Here is a 20,730-nt window from a genome sequence, read left to right on the forward strand (position 1 = left end):
ACGGCAAGGACGGAGTGTCACCGACAGTCACCATTGGCGATAACGGCAACTGGTTTATTGACGGTGTGGACACAGGCAAGAAGGCTGTGGGGCAGGATGGAACGAATGGTAAGGATGGCGTGTCACCAACAGTCACCATTGGCAATAACGGCAACTGGTTCATTGACGGCGTGGACACAGGCAAGAAGGCTGTAGGTCAGGATGGCGTGAACGGCAAGGACGGAGTGTCACCGACAGTCACCATTGGCGATAACGGCAACTGGTTTATTGACGGTGTGGACACAGGCAAGAAGGCTGTGGGGCAGGATGGAACGAATGGTAAGGATGGCGTGTCACCAACAGTCACCATTGGCAATAACGGCAACTGGTTCATTGACAGCGTGGACACAGGCAAGAAGGCTGTAGGTCAGGATGGCGTGAACGGCAAGGACGGAGTGTCACCGACAGTCACCATCGGTGGTAACGGCAACTGGTTCGTGAACGGCACGGACACCGGTAAGAAGGCTGTGGGACAGGACGGAAAATCTCCCGAGGTGGCCATTGGCGAGAATGGACACTGGTATATTAACGGTAAGGATACCGGCAAGTCCGCTTTCGGCAAAGATGGCAAAAACGGAACCAATGGAACAAACGGGACCAATGGTAAAAGTGCCTATGAACTTTGGAAAGAGTACATTTCATCCGGTGAAGTGGACAATCCGCATAATCCTGACCAGAAATGGCCGGCAGACCGGAATAAGCAGACGGACTTTTGGGATTTCCTCACAGGCAAATCTTCGGTGATCGAGGTGGAAATCGGAAAATATAATGTTATTCCCGAATACTGGAACTCTTTATTGAAAGAGTATGTAATACCTTCGGACGGATCGGTGCTCTTTACCGTGTATGACAAGGCCGGCAAAAAAGTCGCGGCAGGCGTAAATGTGAGCGGCTTACCCGGCGTATCTTCCACGGAGACATTTACAACGGATGCCGAGGGGCAGTTCAAGGTCACATGGGACAAGTTGCCGGACATGAAAGAACTGTCGGACAGAAGAGGAAGCGTAACCGTAACGGTTGATGGAGCGCAGGAAACAAGTGCAAGGAACACGCTGGTGCCGAACAGGATAAATGTCAGAGCCAGTGTGAGTGGTGCGTATCTGAGTGCCTATACATCGGAAATAAATTCATTGGAGTATTTATATATATCATACAAAATTGAGCGGCAGGTAGATGGAGAATGGGGCAGTTACCCAAGTGCCATTACGACCCCTTATAGTAGTATGAAATCATCTAAGATTAATGATATAAATCAACCTGTAAATGAAGAGAATATAGATAAAAGTAAATTAAAACGTTATAGCGGAGGGGATACTTATTTATACATAATACGTCCGATGGTCTTTACAGCAACAGAGAAGGCCAATATTGCAAAGAATGATACTATCAGCCGGTTGAAACAGTATGAGTGGGACGGAAAAGAAAACTATGTAGGCCTTTATTTCGGTGATGGTGAGGGAAATTCCAACGACTATGGACAGACGATATATTTACAGGATAAGATACACGTTCCGGAATTATATCCGGCTCCGGGTTTCAAGGAGAACAGTGTCTTTGTCGAAATCAAGGAGGGTGTCACCACCCTATGGGGAGAAATTGACACGGATAAGTTACCGGACTTTTATAAGACATACTCTTACCCGACAGGACAAGATAGATTGCAGAAAGAGGAAGGTACCAATATCTGGAAACATCCGGAAGGCAACCTTTCTGCATCCGCTTTGGCTGATAACCGGGCTGTGTTCATACAAATGCGTACTTTCATCAACGGAACGGGAGGAACCGTACATACGGGAACGCTGGAACTTTCAAAGGGTGGCAGACGGTTCTGCCTGACAAGCGCCTATCCCAACAACTGGATTGGCGTGGATGTCCGCTCAAGGCAGAAAAGTGGAAGCCAGATAGTATTCTACAATACTAACGAGTACCGTGGGCGTTACGCTTACTACCTGACCAAAGAGGGCGATCAGTATTATTTAGTTGATTTTGCAGACAGGTCCCAAAAAACTCCTTTGGCAGTCAAAAATTGTCCGGCTGACTGGATGGATTGATTTATTTATCGGATAATTGAATATGAATATGAAGAAAAAAATGATAGGTTTTGTCTTCCTCTCCTTGCTGCCAGTCTCTTTGGTAGCAAGAGGGCAAGACACAGAAACAACCCGTCGCGCACCTTCTCAGGAAGAAGTGACCATACACGACGGACAACAGGAAAAAGCATCAAAAGCCTGGGAGATCGGTGTCGGTGGTTCACTGATAAACTGGAACCGTGTGGCGATAACCGGTTTCCGGAGCACACCGGAAAATTACTTTTATAATCTGAAGGCAAATCATCTGATGGGTGGGGCTAACCTGTACGTGGCACGGGAATTGAACCGATGGTTTTATCTGGACCTGCAGGGGACTGTCGGAGTGACAAGCAACAACCGTACCACAGGAAGCGGCAGGAAACATGATTGGCTGTACATGGGGGGATTAGGCTTGCAATTCCGTTTTACCCCCTTGTTCAAGTCCAAATGGGTGGAACCGTATCTTAGAGTCGGGGTAAATTATCTGCATAAGGATTTTACTTCCGTATATGGCGGTAATTTTGTGGATGATCCTACAGGAGAAGCGCGTTGGGAGTCTTTTGATACATGGAACCCTGACGGGCGCTCATCCGATAAGAACTCCTTTATCCCCCTGTCTTTCGGCGCGGGGGTAAAAGCCTGGTTAAGTAACTCGTTCGGGCTAGGTCTGCAAGGTGAATATCTTCTACCCGTACAAAAGAGTCTTCCCCACTTCGTGCAGATTTCTGCCAGTGTTATCTGGCGTATTGGCGGAAAGAACAAGCATACACCTCCAGTAGTTCGGTATGTAGAGGTGGAAAAGCCGGTCGAGGTGGAAAGAATCGTTGAACGGGTTGTAGAGAGAAAAGAGAAAGTTCCTGTCATGGTGGATACGGTATTTTGCGATTTGTTAGAGAATATTCATTTTGAATTTGACAAGGACGTGATTACTCTTGTTTCCCATAAGATTCTGGACAGGCTGGCAGCTTTGCTGAAGAATTACCCGGATAGTCATTTCCTGATCACGGGATATACAGATGCCCGTGGAAGCGCGCAGTATAATTTGCGGTTGTCTGAGCGCCGTGCAAAAGCGGTATATAAAGCCTTGCTTGAACGCGGGGTCCCCAGCCATATGCTCAAATGGCGTGGATTCGGCAATCGTGCTGCCTTGGTTCCGCCTGTAGCTGCTGACAACATTCGGGAAGGGGATAGAAAAATTTTATTGGAAAAGGTTACCAATATGGAGTACTGGAAGGTTTTGGGAAAAGAAGACTAAAAGCCAATCTTATAAAATTCACGACAAATAGATTTTGTCGTGAATTTTATTTATCCCTGTCTTAGATATTCAAGAATGTTCGACTTTACATTTATTACATGTCCCTTTAATCAGGACCTCACATTCCTCTTGTTCAAAATTCTCAGGCAAGTGATATTCTTGCAATGGAATATCCTCAAAACAAGTTACAGAATGACATATTTTGCAATAAAAATGAATATGGCTGTGATTGGGGGAGTTATTCAGTGCATATCTGGCCGTAACGTTGTCTATTGTGATCCGATGAATAATGTTTGCTTCCAACAAAGTCTGTATCGTCCGGTAAAACGTGATCCGGTCATACATATCGCCCATTTCTTCCTTGATATCACTTTCTGTCAACGGGAACCGCTTGTCAAGCAAAATAGAAATAATGGCTATTCGTTGGGCGCTCTTTTTAAGCCCTTTTTCCCTTAATATATCTATTGCACTCATAATGGCTGATTGGTTTATATTGCAAATATACTTAATAATCAGAAAGTATCAAAACAAGCAGATAGCATGGTTCGGGATTTTGAAACAGTGTTTCGACATGAACAAACACCTGTTTATAGGTATTCTGATGATATCTAAAAAAAATGAAACAATGTTTCATGTCTGAAAACTGTTTCATTTGAATGTTTTTATTATCTTTGCAGCGTTTCTATGAAAGTAGGTAGATGAAAGTAAGGACAAAAAACAGAATTGCTGTCGCATGGCTGTTACTTATGACACTCATGCCTGTCTTCGTGGTGAAGGCTATGCACCACCACGAAGAGATTGCTGTCTGCCATTCAGACAACGGGCATCCTCAGAGCCCCTGCAATCAATGTCCTGTCTGCCATTTTACCCTTTCCCCATTTACACAGGCTGAATCTTTCCATATTCAGATTATAATTCCACTTTTTAATTATGAACCGGTTGCTTATATGGGTATGAAGGGTTATCAGCCCGTTCATCCGTATAATCTGCGCGCCCCTCCCTCTTTATCTGCATTACTATAAACAAATGCGAAAATTTGCCACACCATTGTGGGTGTGCCTGCACATTGTCTGTCCGAAAAAACAGGTTATGGCATATGATATTTGTATCATTCGATTATACAAATACGGATATTGTATATCCTTTTCCGACGGCAAATGCAGGAAGGCATATGGCTAATATGCCGGATTTTAAGGAATAATTTCCGGCAGAAGGTTCTATCGATAATCTAAAAAAATAGCGATGAAAAGAGTTGTTGCAACCGTTGCGTCATTCCTGTTCATCATTCATTCTCATGCCCAGCACCAGGACAGTGTTCCGGACATGACAAAGGATGGCGTGACGTTAAGCGAAGTGGTCATCATGGGAAATGACAGCAGGCGGGATACTCAGATGAGATCCTCCCAAAGTCTTGTCAGAATCGGCAAGTCCTACCTTGAAATGAATCTTTCAGGCAGTCTGCCGCAAACATTGGCGGGAATACCGGGTGTGAAGGCGATGAATATCGGTTCCGGGCAATCCAAACCGGTTATAAGGGGACTGGGGTTCAACCGCATGGTCGTGACGGAAAACGGCATCAAACACGAAGGGCAGCAGTGGGGAGAAGAGCACGGTCTTGAAATTGACCAGTTTTCAGTAGACAGGATTGAGGTGATAAAAGGACCGGCTGCCCTGCTCTATGGTTCGGATGCCATTGGAGGGGTCATAAACCTGTATAGCGACTATATACCGGCGAGACCGTATGAAAGCAGGGCGGAACTTTTTATGCGAAGTAATAACGAATCGGTCGGTCTTTCGGCACAAATGGCGGGAAAGAGGGACAGGCTTTATTACAAAGTGGGCCTGACACTGGTGGATTATGCAGATTACAAAGTTCCCGCGGACAGCATTCAATATTATTCCTATTACATTAAATTAAAGGACCGGCGTTTACGCAATACGGCAGGCAAAGAACAGGACGGGAGTTTTACATTAGGGTATGTGGGAGACCATTTCTCCACCGCTTTCAAAATATCCGATATTTATACCAAAAGCGGATTTTTTGCCAATGCCCACGGTTTGGAGGTACGGCTGTCGGATATAGATTATGACCGTTCCAGACGTGATATCGATCTGCCGTACCATCTGGTCAACCATCTGAAAATTATGAACCATTCAACATGGCATTCAGGGAACATCCGTTGGGAGGGCAATCTGTCATTCCAGCACAATCTCCGCAAGGAATTGTCGGAGCCGGTCTCACACGGCTATATGCCTACGCCTTCCAATACCCTGGAAAGGAAATACACCAAGAATACTTATACGGCAGGTATTGGAATGAAAGTGTTGATAGCCGGAAAGCATAGCCTTAATGCTGGGGTGAATGCAGAGTATCAGCATAACAGACGTGGCGGCTGGGGATTTATCATTCCCGATTTTGAGACAACCTCGCTGGGAGGATATGTCATGGACCGTTATTTTCTGCTTGAGAACCTGATATTGAGCGCCGGATTACGACTGGACAGAGTAAACACCCATATTCACAGCTATCATGACTGGTATAAGACACCTGTGGAAGAAGCCGATTCCGTCTTTAAAGAAAGAGCCGCCGGTTTAAAGCGCTCTTTCACCAGTCTCACCGGTTCGCTGGGGATTAATTACAGTGCTGGGCAATGGATATTGAAAGTAAATATCGGAAAAAGCTTCCGTGTGCCGATTCCCAAAGAATTGGGGGCTGACGGAATCAATTACCACATATTCCGGTACGAAAAGGGAAGCGCCGGCTTATCCCCGGAAGAATCATACCAGCTTGATCTCGGAATGAACTGGCACACCGGTGCGGTCAATATTCAAATAGATCCTTACCTGAACTATTTCCCAAATTATATCTATTTGAACCCGACCTCAACGTATACCGAAGGCCTGCAAACCTATTATTACACACAAAGCCGGGTGATTCGTTACGGATTTGAGGCTGAAGTCAATTACAAGCCCATATGCTGTCTGGAGGCCGGATTAAAGGGGGAATACCTGTATGCGGAGCAACTCTCCGGTGACAAGAAAGGATATACCCTGCCTTTCTCTCCTCCATGGAGTGCCAGTGTGGAATTAAAATACACGCACCCTGCCAGGGAGGGACGTGAGGCGGGGTTTGTCTCGGCAACGTATAAAATTGTCGGCGATCAGAATGGGATTGTCCCTCCCGAAAAGCCAACCCGGGGCTATGGAGTGCTTAATATGGCGGTCGGAAAGGCTTTTGTATGGAAAGACTTCCGGCTAAGACTGAACTTTCAGGGACTGAACCTGCTGAACAGGAAGTATTACGACCATACCAGCTATTACCGGCTGATTGACGTACCCGAACCGGGACGTAACTTTTCTTTAATGATAGGATTTGATTTTTAAACAATAATTGATTAACAAACATCGAAGGAACGTACCGGAAAACAAAGCACCGGTACCTCCTTCAAATAAAAAAAGAAGATTATGAAAAAGAATTTAGTATTGACAGTAGTTCTATTGATGGGTTTATGCATGTTTACCTTTTCATCCTGTGATGATGAGAAAGAAAGCACAGGGAAACCAATCGTTGGTTTGAATGAAGTGGGCAAAGAAAACAGTAAAACCGGAATTGCCGGAAGTGACCTCCACTTGGAAGGCGAGATCATAGCCGAAAATCTGATCAGGCGTATTGATATAGAGATCCACCAGGAAGACGGCGGCGATTTCAAGATAGAAAAGTCTTTCACCGAAGGCAAGTATATAGGTGTAAAGAACGCTCATTTCCATGAGCATATAGAGATTCCCTCCGAAGCGCCTGCCGGAAAATATCACCTGCATTTTACCGTTACCGACCGGTTGGGACAGACAGAAACCAGGGAATCGGAACTGACGGTGAAAGCGGCAGCCGCACACATCATCGTGGAAGACTTGAAGTTCGGCGCCTCCCATGATTTCTCCGATAATAAGATCGGTTATACAGGTACCAAGCCAATGGTGTCCGCACATATCAAGGCGGAAAACGGACTCGAAAAGATTACGGTCTTCATACATAGTGAAGAAGGAACACCTTCATTCGAACTGGACACTACCTATACTTTTAATGGAGAGAAGGAATGGGGTACCGGAGGCCAGCATAAGCATATTGCGATTCCGGACAATGCCCCTGCAGGAGATTATCACATGCATTTCAATGTATACGACAAGAAAGGCGAAGTATCGGAAAATTCACTGGAGGGTGTGCAGTTCAGGAAAAGCAATGCGGAAGTGTACGGAGTGGAAATTGGAACCAACCGTTCGGCACTTGCCTCTGATATTCTGACAAAGTTCAGAGTAAAGGCGGAGGACGCCTTGCATTCCATCCGTATACGCATCTATAAAGAGGCTGCACCCGGTGAGTATTTTTATAATAGTACGTTGGCGGATGAGTTTTCTAAAGGAGATTTGAAGGAATACGCATTCAACAAGAGCTTGGAAGCCAGGGATGGTCATGGGAATTATGCGGCTGCAGGCGAATATATTCTTGAAATCAGAGTGGAATATGCCCTGGGAGCCAATAAGATATTCAAGGAAAAGTTTAATATAACCGTAAAATAAGAATCATGGTAAAAAGCAGGAGCATCATTCTTCCTTGTGCCTTTATGTTCTTTCTCCTTGCTGCATGCAGCAAGGATGAGAACGGCAAGGATTTGGATAAGCCGGTCATTGAAACCGATAGCGAGGCGTTACCGCAGAACTGTCAGGTATATGTGAAAGGAGAAGAAATCCCTTTCATATATACTTTTACTGACAATATGGGTCTGGGCAGCTATAATATCGAGATACATCACAATTTCGACCACCATACCCATAGTACCGATGCCGGAGATTGTCCGCTGGAGGAGAAGAAGAAACCCGTAAAGCCCTGGGTATATAACCAGGATTTTCAGATTCCAGAAAGCGCATCGACCTATAATGCCAAAGTGTATATTCCTATTCCGGAAGATGTTGATACGGGGGATTATCATTTTATGATCCGGGTGACCGACAAGGCCGGCTGGCAACAACTGAAAGCGGTAAGTATAAAGATCATAGAAAAGAATTATTAGAAAAATAATAAATCATGAAACGTTCATCACTTTATCCAATAAGTTGTGATATCGGATATATTTATCATGCTTGCGTTCCAATATTTCTGTCTTATAAAATCGTTGGCTGTAGAAGGAAATCCTCCTCTCTGTGTTTACAATCATAACAGATAGCGATATGGATATTATTTTTAGTTTTATATTATCAATGTTTTGGTTTTATATTTACTCCCCTCTTTTTTTGTATTTGGCTTCTTGTTTTACTTTTGCCTTAAAGAAATAATGCTTTTAGCATGAATATTATAAATATATGGAAAAGCTATTTTTATTGAACGATTTATATAACGATCCCCTTGCCTTATCCAGATTCAGTCAATTCAGATGCCTTTATTTAGGCAAGGGGGAGACTGTTCAGAACCTGAATGACTCCCATGAATTTCAAGTCTGTTTCGTGTTGAAGGGAACATTATGTTTTTTTAGGGACCAGATTAAGTCTATGTCACAGGTCGTAATGGAAAATGAGCTGTTCTTTATCAGTTGTCTGCACAAATGTAAAGTCAGGGCAATAGATGACGTGCATCTCGTCGTTCATGCATGCAACATTGTAGCCCCTTATTTTCATGATAAGGTAATAAAATATCTGCAGAATATAGTGCTTGAGAAAGTCAAGCCTGTGGAGGTTCTTCCTGTTTATCCGTTAATGCGTTCCTTTCTTGACCTACTGGTTGATTATATGAAGCAAGGTATGGAAATCCCGGAACTGCACCGGGCCAAGGAATATGAACTTTTTTCATTATTCAAGACCTGCTACTCAAAACATGAAATAGCATCCTTCTTTCGTGATGCCTTGTCAAATGAATTGCGTTTTTTTGTATCTGTCATGACTCATTACAAAAGCTGCAGGACCGCTAAAGATTTAGCTGTTTTATGCGGATATAATGATACCATGTTCAATTTATTATTCAAAAAATGTTTTTCTGGGGAGACTCCATACCGATGGCTGCAAAAGCGGACTTCCCACGAAATCAAGCTTAAATTGATAGAGAATATTCTGCCAGTCAAGCAAATAATGCTGGAATATCATTTTAAAACGTTTTCTCATTTTACCACTTTCTGTAAAAGAAATATTGGAGATACTCCCAATGAAATACGCAGGAAAGGAGTTGTCATTGAAAGAGTGCCTTTCCCTTAGACGATTTTCTGTATCTGTTGCCTTTAGTTAAAACAACAATATTCTAAAATAGCAGATGCCACATGTTGGATTAAAAGATAAAATACAGATACTGTCGAACCTTTTGTGTAAGCCTGTATTCTGCATCATTTGAATATAACAAAACTCTAATTTAATTTATTAATGTATGAAAAAGATTCTTTTCTATTTCTTGTTAAGTACAAGCACATTGAGTGCTTATTGTCAAACCCTGCTTGAGGGAAACAAATTTTTCGATAATTGGTCTGTTGGACTAAAGGGCGGAACAGTAACTCCGCTTACCCACAGCGCTTTTTTTAAGAATATGCGTCCTGCCGTTGGAGTGGACCTGACCAAACAGTTGACTCCCGCATTCGGACTTGGGGTCGAAGGTATGGGATATATTAATACGAGTAACAGCAGGACTGCTTTTGACGCATCCAATATCAGTCTGTTGGGAAAGTTCAATCTTATGAATCTGCTGGGTGGATATCATGGAGTTCCCCGTACTTTTGAGATGGAGACGGTTTTGGGAGCCGGTTGGCTACATTATTATGAAAACGGAAAAGGTGATATAAATTCTTGGAGCACGAAAATAGGCTTGAACTTCAACTTTAATTTAGGTTCGGAAAAGAAATGGACGTTGGCATTGCAACCTGCACTGGTGTATGACATGGAAGGAGACTTCAACGAGCACCGGAGCCGTTTCAACGCCAATAATGCCGCCGTAGAAATTACTGCCGGTATTGTTTACCATTTCAAGAACAGTAACGGTAAGCATTATTTTACAATGACCAAGCCTTATGATCAGGCGGAAATAGACGGTTTAAACCGGAGTATTAATGAGCTGCGTATGGAGGTAGATTCTAAAAAACAGGATTTGAATTCTGCAAATCAAAAACTTGCGCAGCTCAGCCAGATGCTGGAAGAGTGTCAGAAGCGGGAACCACAGGTTCAGACTGTTGTAGAAACAGCCAAAACGTTAGAATCTGTAGTCACATTCAGACAAGGAAAATCATCCATTGATGCATCCCAGTTGCCCAATGTGGAGCGAATTGCAACTTACCTGAATAAACACAGCAATGCCAAAGTCGTTGTGAAAGGATACGCGTCTCCCGAAGGCAGCATAGAAGTCAATGAACGGATAGCCCAAGCGCGCGCCAATGCCGTCATGAATTTATTAGTCAAAAAATACCGCATCAGTGCGGACCGCATTACTGCGAAAGGACAAGGCATAGGCAATATGTTCTCGGAAGCGGACTGGAATCGTGTCAGCATCTGTACTATCGAGGAAGGAAAATAGAAACTTCAATGAACATCGCAATAGTTTTCGTGTTATTCCTAATGACACGAAACTATTGCATAAAAACTTTCTATAGAATATGAATAAAAAAATATTGCAGTCAGTACTTTGGGGCTTTATTCTTATTTTATCATCATGCCGGTCTTCCCAACCGCCATACGACGGAACTTATGAAGGCATATTGCCTGCGGCCGATTGTCCAGGCATCTATGTCTTATTGACCATTAACGGAGGACAGTATGAATTACTGGAGAAATATATCACGCGTCCCGGAACTTTTGTTACTTATGGAAAGGCCGGAAATCTACCCGGTGATAAGATTCTTTTGGATAATAAGATGGAACTCAAATCCGATGATGGCCGCTTGTTATATAAGGATACGCCCCTAAAACGGATTTCCCTCCAAACGGAACTTCCGGAATTCTGTACTTCGCAACTCCTGAAAGAATCTCAAAGTGGGGAAAATGTAACCCTCAAATTATATGAGAAACAAGGAGAACAGTATGCGGACTTCCTTTTCAAGGCCAAAAAGCATATACTCAAATTAAAGGAAAAAACAGATTTAGTTTCTGAATATGCGGACAAAAACTGCTCCTTGAAAGTGCCGTCGGAACAAAAACAATCGTCCGTGTCAGACGAACTGGTTTTCAATGACGGAACAAATTCTTATACATTTGACCGCCTTACACCTGATTATTGTATTTATTCGTCGGCAACAAAGACCAATCCAACCTTTTTTGATGTTGTATATTATACTGCCGGCGAAAAACCCATGGTCAAACTTATATCTACCGCTCCTGAACATTGCTATACTCTTTTCCAGACAGAGGCTTCTGCCAAAACTGCGGAATATTCCGATGGGAAAGTGGAATGGCGGGTAGGAAATCATAAAAATGCAACATTCGTTGTTGACAATAAGGAGTATGAGTATAATGAGCAATAAAACATCAGGATTGCAGTCAAGAAAATAAATTATACATCAGGATTCATTTGCTGTTCGCTCCTTTAGCGAATAGCAATGAATCCTTGGATGACAAATGTCAAATGACAGAGTTCAGTTTCACTGCAAACCTGTTTCCTGTCTCTCTATAATGAGTCCCGACAGTTCCGGCTAATTCACCGATAGTCCCGTCAATTCGAACTTTCTTCAGATAAAGATAGGGATATCCTGTCTTTAGCACATATGATATATTAACCAAAAGGTATCCAGGGTGCAAGTGGCGTAATTTATATTATCTGTACTTTTACCTTTAATTTCTTGAATTTTGAAAGATTCAGCCATATGCTGTAACCAGCCAACATGGGTGGTCAGAATGGCTTCATTATTCATCATTATAACCGCCAATATCAAATCTATCCGGATTTTACCTATTTTTGTGCCCGTATTATGAATCTGCAAATGGAAACGATGACTGATAATAATGAAATGAATGCCGGCAACGGGACGCCATGCTGCCATTGCCACGGGGAAGAGTGCCGTTGCCGGGAAGAAAACGGGGAATGTGAATGCCACTGCCACGCGCACGAAACCCTCTACCCCGGGGTAACCTGTATCGATGTGGAACCCGACGATTTCAACGACTGGGACTAATCCCCACCGGACTTTATCCGGTACGGCACGTTCAACCGCTGACGATACCCGCCCACGCCGAACGTGGTCGTGACCTCTTCCACCAGGTAAACGCCGTTTTTCGAGGGGTTGCGGTCACTGTCCCGGTGATACCATTTAAGTTGTAGTTGCGGAAATACTCCGTCGTCTCCTCCACGAGCTGGTCGGAGATGATGCCGATGTGCGGCGACATGTACGGCACGATGGTGTAGGTCGAGAGATCGACTTTCGTCTTCGTCACGGCGCCCTTGGCGGTCGTGTTCCCGGTAACCTTGTGCGTCTTTTTGGAAATCTGCGTGGCGTTCACCGTCTGGTACTGCCTGCTGCCGGCAATCGTCGGGTCGTACTCGGGGTTCAGACGGACAGTCACCTCGAAGAATTTCTCGTCGGTGCTGAGCGCCTTACCCGTGACGGCGAGGAATTTCGGGTCGGTCTTGACGACTTTCAGGTTGCTCTGCGCCACGTGCTCGTTGAACAGGATTTTGAACGGACCCGTTGATTCGTCTTCGGGGAAGACCGGCTGCGCCTTGCTTGACGAGTACGGGCGGCCCACGGCAATCGCCGGCATGGCTCCCTCGTTTTCGGCATCGTATTTCAGGAAGCAGTAGACCTTGTATTTCGACCACTCGGAGAGGATGTCGGCCATTTGCACAGTCCCGTACTGCTATTGACTCTCTCCAGGTTATATAGCATATTAACGGTATTACATAATGTTTATGAGAGAAACTAACACTTTTAGACATTTTCGCTTTTAATATCCATCCAGAAGCGACTCCGGAGCTTCATGGAGGGTATGGTTTGGCAGCACGATTGCCGTTAAACCGTACGGTTTTGGTTTAACCAAAACACAACTTGCTGTCCGCAGGAGCGGACCACGTTTATCCAATAATTATTGTATATCAGAGTGTTGTGTGGCTATTTTCCTGTATTTTGTTTGGCTTTTCCATCAGATATTTGCCGGCTGTTCTCCCCGTTAAAAGATAGATATATCTCCATAACCATGTGACTTACGCCCATAATTCGGGGATAAGGAGGCGAATATACGGAAAATCTGCCCTTTACATACCTTATTCTCCATTAACGAATTACTACTTCTACACTTCTGCAAATGGAGAATGGCATGTAGCCGTATACGCCTTATTGTTTTTTCATCGTCTCCATTAACGGATTGCTACTTATACACATCTGCAAATGGAGAATGACAGGTAGCCATGTGTGACTTATGTTTTTCTTTATAGTTCTCCATTAGTGAATTGATATTTATACACTTCTGTAAATGGAGATTTTAAGATATCTGTATCTGGAAAGGTGCGTGCTCCCTTCGCTTCCGGCTATCCTTATTTTAATATCCAGCTATATTGTAATTCTGTGATAGCATTATCCGGCTAGCGTATTATCTGGCTATATACAAATATGGCTACACTATAATTCATGGTTGTGATGGAGATGGCTCTTCCCATCCGGTAACATGACCATAATACCACGAGAAAAAAAGACGACGCCCACAGAGAAAAAACGGATGGAAGGGACGGTTACAGAATGACAGATTTCAACAAATAGCCGGCTGTTTTTGGAGACAAGCTCGGATCTGAAGTTCCGGTCAATCAGCCGTCAAAGGGCTGTTCAGGTATATTATGCCATCAGGTACAAGAATGTTTGTTATGGTAGTTTTCTCCGATTGTCATTAGGGAAAAAGGATTTCAAGGTATCCTGTTTGTTGGTATTCCGGCTGTTTGGTAATCAGGTAAATAGAAAGTCCGGTACATGTGAATTTAGGAGATCATCCCAGATGGTAATCTGTTAAAGAGTTTTTTGGAACATTTGAAATACCGATAATAAAAACGAAATCAGGTATATGGACGCTGTCATACACCCACAACCTGCCATACCTCTATTCCGATAATTATATATGGTTATCCGTGTATATCGCTATATCCTTATTCCGATAGAAGGGCGTATCGTTATCGTCGTATCTCTATATCTAAACATATGGCTATGTGCGTATCCGGCGGTATCATCGCCTTTCCCATCCGGGTCTGTCACAGGTTGGATAAGTTTTTAATCTGAAGGTAACCAGCCTGATGGTATAGGAACATGAAGAACTCTGTAATCATGGCATTTACCCGGGCAGAGAAGCCACATCTTTTATTACCGAATTCTCGGCGTTGTTTCGTCCATGTGTGAAGAGGAGTTTTTTTTCATCGCAACGTTCCTTTCACATACCCAAAGGGGGGAGTGAATCCAGCCCTGCTTCGGCTTTCTTTTTCTTTCCCATATGACAAAAACTAACTATCTATGACTATTCCTGCCAGTGGACTGGTTCTGTTTAGCAGGTGTCTTTTTTTCTTTACATTCGTATCAACGAACATTAAAAATTGAGCGTATGGAAATATACTACATTGAAGCCGGTGTCCTTGAGAGGATGCTGACATGCTTCGAGAATCTGTCCACACATGTGACAGATTGTATGAGAGAAAACGTTGTAAGGAACTCGGAGAATGACTGGGAGGTCAGGATGTCTGCCTGCTCCTTAACATCTCACCGTATCTTGCTTTCTTTTGATAGGTAATGAATGATTCAAACCTATGAATTCCGTTTATCCCTATCCTAAAAAAAGTTTTATTCCCTTCTTTCTTCTCCTTAACTTATTCAATATCAAATTCTTTCTTTAATAACTTAAAGAATACATTGTTTCTATTCGATGCAAGTTCATAAATGTCTTCAAAGGAATATAGTTCTATCCTAATATCCATTTTATTTCTCGGATTATCATCCTTAGAAAAATTGTCCTCAAAGTAATATGAATTTGCCAGGAATGGGATAGGTTTATATCCGCCACTAAAACTATTGGATGTCAACTCCTTGTCTATATCGGATTTCCTAGCAAGAATGATACCTGTATATTGTACTTGCTCCGTATTCACAGTCCAATTCAATGTTTTATGTGGATGCTTATAAAAATCGTGAGCGTATCTTTTAACCTGTGCTATCATTCCTTCTTTGGTATTTCCTGCATTATGTGCGTTTGTTGTTGATTTTAACTCAAGGATCAGAATTTGTTTTGTTTTTTCTGGGTCATCAGCCCAAATGTAAACATCTGACAAAGGTTGCCCTGACTTGGTGCTTTTAACTTTGAAATCGTTTGAGAATGTTGTGAACTTGTCATCAAGAATCCAAAGATTATGTAAATGATTGATATTTGAAGAATCACTTAAAGTTGTTCCTCTTTTAATAAAGAGTTCGTACAGAGCTTTCTAATTCTGATTTATCATTTCCGTCTTCATCAAATTTTTGAATTAACATATGCAAACGTTTCAATACACTTTCTCGATGTTTGACATATATATGCAAACTTGAGTTTAAAAGCTTATAACATTCTTCAGAATCACTAAAAAGTTTATCTTCTTCATTTTCAAACTCTCTATCTATTTGATTCCAGAACTTTTTCTCTATCCTACTCTTCTCGTCAATAGCAGATTGTACAATATCTTTCTCATTTACTATCTTTTTATCATCGATAATATTACTATCTTCAATAAATGTCTCAAGCGAGGGGTACTTCTTTTTGAAATTCTTTAAATTACGCTTTGTCTCCTTTTGGTTGTTCTCTATAATAGAGCTAAATTCAATATCCAAGATCTCATTTATTTTCTTATTTATTTTTAATATATCATCAACTGGGATTTCTATTTTTTCGCCTTTTGTGTCGACATGTTCATCGAAATATTCCGATGTTAAATACAATAAATAACCGTCATTATTATCAATTGAATAACTTAATTTTCCATTGGATAAATCCGCTTTCAAGTTCCTTGCAAAACAGATTACCGGATTCTCTCCATGCATTTGTGTTCCTTTTTTTATCAACCATAGCATAAAAGATTTATTACCCTCTGCGAGATTGATTTCAAAAGGTTTTCTTTCTGTTTCAGATTCAATATTTCCTTTTTTTACAGTAACATCCTCTCCATTGAAAATAATATTTACTACAAGCTGTTCATTGGTTACAATGAATGGAAAAAAAGTTTCTATAAACCATTGTTTAAATGCTTTTGAGTTTGGGTATTTATAAAAAAAAGTTTTTGCTCGTCCTAATGTGTTTTGTTTGTTTAAGTATGCTGTCAGCTTGGTATAGGTATCTTTTATTTCTGGCATTTCTTCTACAAACTCATCAAAATTAAAAAGTCCATCAGATGTATTTGGATATGGAATGGTTCGCTTTTGATATGTACCATCTTTATCCTTATACACCGTTTCATATTCAGATGAGTCGGTAAAGTATACAATAGCCAATCTCCCTTGGCCCAAAGGATGGAAATTAAACTGCTCCTTTTCCAGGTTTTTTTTATCAAGTTCTTCAAAATAGAGACGATTTTTTTCTGTAAAGCCTTCACCATTATCCCTTAATTCGATTTTACATTGATTTTCATCAAAAGTAATATTCAGGTCTAGCTGAGGGATAAAATTCGTTTCTTTATTTTGCCGAATTAAAACGGCATGTATGGAATTGGAAATTATCTCTCTTAATAAAAGAAAGAATTTTTCACGGCTATTCTTATATTCTTTCTCTGCCCTGTATTGAACGTTTGATTTCTGTTCCATGATGATACTACAATTTTTTGAAGGCTATTTTAAACTCAACATATATTCTACTTGACGATAAAAGATCACTTGGCCACTTCAACCGACATCTTACGGAATTCCTTAAGCAAACTCCTTAATTCCAACGTAGCTTTACGTGCTTTCATACCTGCCACATTGTTGCCTTTGGAAACCAGCTGTTCCACATCTTTTTGAAAACGGCAAATTTTCTCTGAATGTCAACAAGAAGTTTGTTTATATCCTTAAAAAGTGTTTATTGATCAGTGATTTTATAATCATAGTTACAAAAATAAGATTTAAATTCCAAATAATTAAATGTTCCAGTCTCTTTTTATTGAAAAGACTACGAAGGACAAATAAGGTTCAGGAGCAATTCCTCGTTTGGAACCACTTGTTGAAATCGCAATGATAAAGTTCTTAGCCTATATGGAGCACTCCAGAGGTTTTATACTCATTTTTTTGATACTTATTTTGTACGGTGGGGATTTTTTCTTTACCTCTTTCGCATGACAATAGCCGACTATCCATGACTATTCCTGCCAGTGTGCCGGTCGTGCTTGCCTCTCATGTTTTTTTCCCTTATATTCGCTCCGACATTTAAATGAGTTGAAAATATGGAAATATGCTACATCGAGACCGGTGTCCTTGAGAGGATGCTGGTACGCGTCGAGAGCCTGTCCACACATGTGGACAGATTGTATGAGAGAAACCGCTGTAAGGAACCCGGCGAGTGACTGGACGGCCAGGATGTCTGCCTGCGCCTTGACATCTCGCCGCGTACCCTGCAGACCCTCCGCGATACCAGACGGCTGGCGTTCACCCGCCTCCAGCGGAAGTTCTATTACAAACCCGAGGATGTGGAGAGGCTGATGACCTACGTTGGCATCAGACGCAAGGAGAAGGCGGTGAGGGAAAGAAGAAAGAACGGAAACCTTTAAAGAACGGAAGAAATGGAAGGAATTATCGATAAGGAAGACGGGCGCATCCGCAGGTTCTTTGCCCTGCTGGACAATATAGAGAAAAAAGTGGAACGTCTTGCCTGTGACAACCGTCCTCCCTTCAACGGGGAACGGTTCCTGACCGACAGGGAGCTTTCCGAGACATTGAAGATCAGCCGCAGGTGCCTGCAGGATTACAGGGACCAAGGACGGATTCCCTATATCCAGCTCGGTGGAAAGATCCTGTACAGGCAGTCGGACATCGAGAAGCTGCTGGAGGAGAATTATCACCCTGCATTGGTATAATATCGTATTCAAGTTTAAAGATTGCCGCCGGAATTGCATTTACGATTCCGGCGGCAATCCTTATTTAGTCGGCGGTTTCCTTGCCGGCCGCATCCGCGGACTTTCTTCTTTCCATCAGCCGGTCCATGTCCGAGGATATCTTCCGGTCGGTGACCTGGGCGTAGACCTGCGTGCTGTCGATGTTTGTATGGCCCATCATCCTGGCGATGCTCTCTATCGGAATACCCGCGGTCAGCGTCAGGGTTCCGAACGAATGCCGGGCCATATGGTAGGACAGGTTCTCCCTCATCCCCAGCGCCACGCCCATCCCGTGCACCTCGTACCAGAGGACGTCGCGGACAGGCAGCGGGAATATCGGCTTGCCCTCATCCGTGGTGTTGTAAAGCCCCAGTATCTGTTCGGCCACGGGGTGCAGCGGGATGAACGCCTCCACGTCCGTCTTGGCCCGGCGGATGCGGATATACCTTCTCCCTTCCGAGGTCCTTCCGATATGACGGGGATGGAGAGCCCTCGTGTCCGCGTAGGCAAGACCGGTCATACAGGAGAAGATGAATGTCCTGCGCGCCAGCTCCATCATCGGGTCGGGCATCGGGGTCTCCATCATCCGCTTCAGTTCACTGCGGCTGATATGCCTTAGTTTAGGTGCATCTTTCTTCTCGTATGCCACATCTTCTATCGGGTTGGCCCGCAATACTTCCCGGTCCACGGCGATGTAGATGAGCCGGTTGAGCCAGCACAGGCAGTGGTTCACATGCCCGTTCCTGTGTCCCAGCTCCTTCTTGAGAAAGACCTTGAACGATTCGGCGAACTCCCCGGTGATGTCCGAAAAGGCGATGTCCCTCATCCCGCGGGATTCGACGAACTGTCTCAGGTTAAGCTGCGTGGTCTTCGACTGGCGGTAGGTCGAGGTGGAGTTGATCTCCTTGGAGCGGACCCTGAGACGTTCGCGTTCCACCTCTCCGGCCTGCAGGAGATATTCCGGCACGGAATTGGCACCTGACACGGTGGTCTTGAGCAGCTTGGCCGTGACCACCCCCTGGTTCCTCAGCAGGTTGGCGTACGCCTCCTCCAGCCGGCTGCGGAAGGCGGCAAGGCGGTTGTTCTCCCTGACTGTTTTGATTTCACACTTCTTGCTGTCCCAGTCACCGGGCCTGCAATAGATGCCGGTGGTAACGGCTGACTTCTTGCCGTCAATGCTGATCCGGCAGAGGACGGCGGTCGTGCCGTCCGATCTGACCTTGTTGCGGTTGATGTAGAATAAGAGTTTGAATGTACTACGCATGATAATGATATTTTTTAGGATTAAAGAATGAGTTTCAAATCACGGGTCGCCTCGATGAACCTGTCCATGTCCTCGAACAGTTTCTTAGGGGTCACGCGCGCGTAGACTTGGGTGGTCTTTATATTGGAGTGTCCCAGCATTTTGCTGATGGTCTCGATCGGCACCCCCTCCTCGAGCGTGACCAGGGAGGCGAAAGAATGTCTTCCCATGTGGTAGACGAGGTCCTGGCTGAGCCCCGCCATCAGGCGCAGGGATTTCATGTTGGCCCTGAGCGTGTGGTAGTCCTGCGGCGGGAAGAGGGTGGCGCGGGTATCGTCACGGTACTTTTCGATCAGTGCGAGGGCCTCCGGCAGCAGCTTGACGCGTCCGAGGTAGTCGGTCTTCTTCCGCCGGTATTTCAGCCAGAGGCTGCCCTCGTCATCCCAAAAGAGGTTCTCCCGGGTGATGCTTACCACATCGGCATAGGCGGTACCGGTGTAACAGGCGAAGAGGAAGAGATCCCGGGTGATGACATGTGGCCTGCGTTTTTCCGGTATCTCCAGATCACGCAGCTTCTCGAAATTCTCACGGCTGAGTGCTTTCGGTGTTGTCTCCTTCTGCTTGGGCAGCTTGAAGTGGCAGAAATGATATTTCTCCGAGTGCCCTTCCTTGTAGGCGATGCGGCAGATCTTTTTCAGGATGGACAGGTAATGGCGCACCGTCTCCATCGCCAGTCTCTTCTTTTCCAGGCAGAAATCCTGATAGTCACGGATGAACTGCTCGTTGAGCTGTCCGAAGGCGAGGTCCGAGACCTTGAATTCCGTTTTGATGAATTCGGCAAGGGTGCGCCGGGTGTACACGTAGGTCGACATTGTCGTCGGTGCACGGTCCACGCCCACACGGGCCTTCATCTCCTCGTTGTGCCGGTCGAGAAGTTTGAGCAGGGTCATCTGCATGCCCGCGTTACCCTGGAACATGTCCCTGACCGCGGCGGCATCGAAATCCTTTTTCCTTTCCATGAGGGAATTGAAGGCCGAGTGTACGGCAAGCAGCAGTCTCTCTATTTTTTCATTGGTCTCCACCGCTTCCCGGCTCTTGCCGTTCAGCCGGCTCT

General features: G+C 44.1%; 19 protein-coding genes and 1 pseudogene. 12 read left to right on the top strand and 8 right to left on the bottom strand.

Annotation, left to right across the window (positions count from 1 at the left end; genetic code table 11):
• Both KTR07_RS25675 and KTR07_RS25680 read left to right on the top strand, forming a co-directional pair.
• Positions 1-2,090: collagen-like protein (locus tag KTR07_RS25675; RefSeq protein WP_254306576.1), on the top strand; the 2,090-nt coding region annotated here is incomplete at its 5' end.
• Between the two features lie 28 nt (positions 2,091-2,118).
• Positions 2,119-3,363: an OmpA family protein gene (locus KTR07_RS25680; RefSeq protein ID WP_034532992.1), complete on the top strand. Its 1,245-nt coding sequence runs from the start codon at positions 2,119-2,121 to the stop codon at positions 3,361-3,363.
• 69 nt (positions 3,364-3,432) lie between these two features.
• On the opposite strand, the gene KTR07_RS25685 is transcribed toward KTR07_RS25680, so the two are convergent.
• Entirely contained in the window at positions 3,433-3,837 is a 405-nt protein-coding gene (locus KTR07_RS25685) for a Fur family transcriptional regulator (protein ID WP_032940363.1), read from the bottom strand.
• 224 nt (positions 3,838-4,061) lie between these two features.
• On the opposite strand from KTR07_RS25685, the gene KTR07_RS25690 reads away from it, so the two are divergent.
• The 7 genes from KTR07_RS25690 to KTR07_RS25720 all read left to right on the top strand — a co-directional run bounded on the left by KTR07_RS25690 (position 4,062) and on the right by KTR07_RS25720 (position 11,843).
• Positions 4,062-4,385 carry a hypothetical protein gene (locus tag KTR07_RS25690; protein WP_008665334.1) on the top strand — a complete coding sequence of 108 codons (324 nt, stop codon included), beginning with the start codon at positions 4,062-4,064 and terminating at the stop codon, positions 4,383-4,385.
• A gap of 220 nt (positions 4,386-4,605) precedes the next feature.
• Positions 4,606-6,747 (top strand): TonB-dependent receptor, encoded by a 2,142-nt coding sequence (locus KTR07_RS25695; protein ID WP_008665336.1) that lies wholly within the window; start codon positions 4,606-4,608, stop codon positions 6,745-6,747.
• Positions 6,748-6,828: 81 nt separating this feature from the next.
• Entirely contained in the window at positions 6,829-7,938 is a 1,110-nt protein-coding gene (locus tag KTR07_RS25700; RefSeq protein ID WP_087306473.1) for a DUF4625 domain-containing protein, read from the top strand.
• Between the two features lie 5 nt (positions 7,939-7,943).
• Entirely contained in the window at positions 7,944-8,429 is a 486-nt protein-coding gene (locus KTR07_RS25705) for a DUF4625 domain-containing protein (RefSeq protein ID WP_008653094.1), read from the top strand.
• A 289-nt stretch (positions 8,430-8,718) separates the two neighbouring features.
• Positions 8,719-9,600, top strand: coding sequence for an AraC family transcriptional regulator (locus KTR07_RS25710; protein WP_008665340.1), 882 nt, complete (start codon positions 8,719-8,721; stop codon positions 9,598-9,600).
• Between the two features lie 166 nt (positions 9,601-9,766).
• On the top strand, positions 9,767-10,900 hold the full coding sequence (locus tag KTR07_RS25715; protein WP_008665342.1) for an OmpA family protein: 1,134 nt from the start codon (positions 9,767-9,769) through the stop codon (positions 10,898-10,900).
• 79 nt (positions 10,901-10,979) lie between these two features.
• A complete protein-coding gene (locus KTR07_RS25720; protein ID WP_008665343.1) occupies positions 10,980-11,843 on the top strand; it encodes a copper resistance protein NlpE N-terminal domain-containing protein in 864 nt (287 codons plus the stop codon).
• Positions 11,844-11,940: 97 nt separating this feature from the next.
• Here the strand turns inward: KTR07_RS25720 and KTR07_RS25725 are convergent, their stop codons facing one another.
• Entirely contained in the window at positions 11,941-12,081 is a 141-nt protein-coding gene (locus tag KTR07_RS25725) for a hypothetical protein (protein WP_157132500.1), read from the bottom strand.
• Positions 12,082-12,200: 119 nt separating this feature from the next.
• Here KTR07_RS25725 and KTR07_RS25730 point away from each other — a divergent pair, with 119 nt between their 5' ends.
• Positions 12,201-12,491, top strand: coding sequence for a hypothetical protein (locus tag KTR07_RS25730; protein WP_034532971.1), 291 nt, complete (start codon positions 12,201-12,203; stop codon positions 12,489-12,491).
• On the opposite strand, the pseudogene KTR07_RS25735 reads toward KTR07_RS25730, so the two are convergent.
• From KTR07_RS25735 to KTR07_RS25745, 4 genes and pseudogenes are all read right to left on the bottom strand, one after another.
• Positions 12,488-13,155 (bottom strand): annotated as a pseudogene (locus KTR07_RS25735) (hypothetical protein); the annotation flags it as partial. The gene KTR07_RS25730 and the pseudogene KTR07_RS25735 sit on opposite strands and share 4 nt — an antisense overlap.
• 1,999 nt (positions 13,156-15,154) lie before the next feature.
• A complete protein-coding gene (locus tag KTR07_RS28560) occupies positions 15,155-15,613 on the bottom strand; it encodes a hypothetical protein (RefSeq protein WP_227204746.1) in 459 nt (152 codons plus the stop codon).
• A gap of 124 nt (positions 15,614-15,737) precedes the next feature.
• Positions 15,738-17,111 (bottom strand): ATP-binding protein, encoded by a 1,374-nt coding sequence (locus KTR07_RS25740; protein WP_008665350.1) that lies wholly within the window; start codon positions 17,109-17,111, stop codon positions 15,738-15,740.
• Positions 17,112-17,176: 65 nt separating this feature from the next.
• Positions 17,177-17,317, bottom strand: a complete 141-nt coding sequence (locus KTR07_RS25745; protein ID WP_192938491.1) for a histone H1 — start codon at positions 17,315-17,317, stop codon at positions 17,177-17,179.
• A 528-nt stretch (positions 17,318-17,845) separates the two neighbouring features.
• Here KTR07_RS25745 and KTR07_RS25750 point away from each other — a divergent pair.
• Both KTR07_RS25750 and KTR07_RS25755 read left to right on the top strand, forming a co-directional pair.
• A complete protein-coding gene (locus KTR07_RS25750) occupies positions 17,846-18,049 on the top strand; it encodes a helix-turn-helix domain-containing protein (RefSeq protein ID WP_083804140.1) in 204 nt (67 codons plus the stop codon).
• 12 nt (positions 18,050-18,061) lie between these two features.
• Positions 18,062-18,355, top strand: a complete 294-nt coding sequence (locus KTR07_RS25755) for a helix-turn-helix domain-containing protein (protein ID WP_008665353.1) — start codon at positions 18,062-18,064, stop codon at positions 18,353-18,355.
• Between the two features lie 64 nt (positions 18,356-18,419).
• Here KTR07_RS25755 and KTR07_RS25760 read toward each other — a convergent pair whose 3' ends face one another.
• Both KTR07_RS25760 and KTR07_RS25765 read right to left on the bottom strand, forming a co-directional pair.
• Positions 18,420-19,637, bottom strand: coding sequence for a site-specific integrase (locus KTR07_RS25760; protein ID WP_087306469.1), 1,218 nt, complete (start codon positions 19,635-19,637; stop codon positions 18,420-18,422).
• Between the two features lie 20 nt (positions 19,638-19,657).
• Positions 19,658-20,730, bottom strand: a 1,073-nt coding sequence (locus tag KTR07_RS25765) for a site-specific integrase (RefSeq protein WP_217315535.1), incomplete at its 5' end; no start/stop codon positions are given.

Source organism: Bacteroides sp. MSK.20.82, assembly GCF_019052485.1.
Taxonomy (GTDB): domain Bacteria; phylum Bacteroidota; class Bacteroidia; order Bacteroidales; family Bacteroidaceae; genus Bacteroides; species Bacteroides thetaiotaomicron.